Origin of the sequence: Streptomyces sp. NPDC007205, assembly GCF_040634095.1 — a bacterium.
Taxonomy (GTDB): domain Bacteria; phylum Actinomycetota; class Actinomycetes; order Streptomycetales; family Streptomycetaceae; genus Streptomyces.
The window spans coordinates 1-1715 of the sequence record NZ_JBEYEW010000167.1 but is presented as its reverse complement, the minus strand read 5'-3'; the positions used below and the strand labels follow the sequence as shown (position 1 = coordinate 1715).

General features: G+C 67.3%; 2 pseudogenes. Both read left to right on the top strand.

Annotated features, from left to right (window positions below):
* Positions 1 to 591: pseudogene (locus ABZ624_RS42970) on the top strand (IS3 family transposase); the annotation flags it as partial.
* Positions 592 to 658: 67 nt separating this feature from the next.
* Positions 659 to 1459: pseudogene (locus tag ABZ624_RS42965) on the top strand (helix-turn-helix domain-containing protein); the annotation flags it as partial.
* Positions 1460 to 1715 lie beyond the last annotated feature (256 nt).

Genomic DNA, 1715 nt, shown 5'->3' with positions numbered 1-1715 from the left:
GACTTCGTCTCCGCTCACGCCGAGACCTTCGGCGTCCAGCGGATATGCCGGGTCCTTCGGGTCCCGCGCTCGGGCTACTACCGGTGGATCGCCGGTGCGAAGACCCGCCAGGAGCGGCAGGCCGCCGACGACGCCCTGCTCGTGGAGATCCGTGAGATCCACACCGAGCACAAGGGCACCTACGGAGTCCGGCGCGTCCATGCCGAGTTGCGCGGCTTCGGGCATACGGTCAACCGCAAGCGCGTCGAGCGCCTGATGCGCGTCAACCGGCTCGAAGGCCGCCACCTGCGGCGCCGCAAGCGCACCACGGTCCCCGACCGGCTCGCACCGCCCGCCCTGGATCTCGTCCAACGCGACTTCACCGCCGCGCGGTTGAACGAGAAGTGGTGCGGCGACATCACATACGTGCAGGTCGGTGGCTCGTGGCTGTATCGCGCCTGCGTCATCGACATCTGCTCGCGCCGGGTGCTCGGCTGGTCGATGGCCTCGCACATGCGCGCCGAGCTGGTCATCGACGCACTGAAGATGGCGGTGGCGACCCGCGGCAGCAACGTCGACGGAGTGATCTTCCACGCGGACAGGGGTTCGCAAGGCGGATTCAACCGGTCGTTGCAACACCTCGGCCTCGGAGGTGTTGATGGGCAAGCCGGCAGGGTGGATGGCAGTGTTGACCGGGCGTCCGCCGATGAAGTCACCGGGTGCGCCGGCGCTACGGCGGGAAGCGGAACGTCAGTTCTGGCGGGAGATCGCGAAGGGACTGCTCCCGGAGGAGGCGGCAGCTTCGGTCGGCGTATCCCAAGCGGCGGGGGGAAGATGGTTCCGCCACGGTGGCGGCATGCCACCAATGGATCTTGCTCCGCAGTCCGGCCGGTACCTGTCCTTTCACGAGCGTGAAGAGATCGCGATCCTGAAAGCGCGGGGCATCGGGGTCCGGGAGACCGCGCGACGTCTTGGCCGTGATCCTTCGACGGTGTCCCGGGAACTGCGGCGCAACGCCGCGACTCGTGGCGGCCGACTGGACTACAGGGCTTCGGTCGCCCAGTGGAAGGCCGATCTGGTGGCCCGGCGCCCGAAAACCGCGAAACTGGCGGCCAACGACCGGTTGCGCGACTACGTACAGGAAAGGCTTTCCGGCCAGGTCAGCCGCCCCGACGGGACGATGCTGGGGCCAGAGGGGCCGCGGTGGAAGGGAAGGAACAAGCCGCACCGCGGCGACCGCCGCTGGGTCATGGCGTGGAGTCCGGAGCAGATCGCGAACCGGCTGAAGGTCGACTTCCCCGATGATGAGTCCATGCGGATCAGCCACGAGGCGATCTATCAGGCCCTGTTCATCGAAGGCCGGGGAACGCTCAAGCGCGAGCTCGTCGCCTGCCTGCGCACCGGCAGGGCCCTGCGGGTGCCCCGAGCTCGGTCCAAGCGGACGTCGTGGGCCCACGTCACGCCCGAGGTGTTGATCAGTGAGCCTCTTCAGCGGACACCCCCCTGGGGTGAAGAGTCGCCAGACGTTGACTGCGTTTCTACCTGCAGCGAGGCACCAGGAGCCCTTTTCACTTGTACAGCTGGCGGGTGAGGGTGAGTTGGGTGTTGACGGTGGCGTGACGAACGGGGCACCCCGAGGCATTTCAATTTGGCCACCGATCGGGTGACGAGGCCGGTCGAGTAACGGGCGAGGCCCTCGGACTGTTGAGCGAGATGTCTGAAGTCTCAACATCACA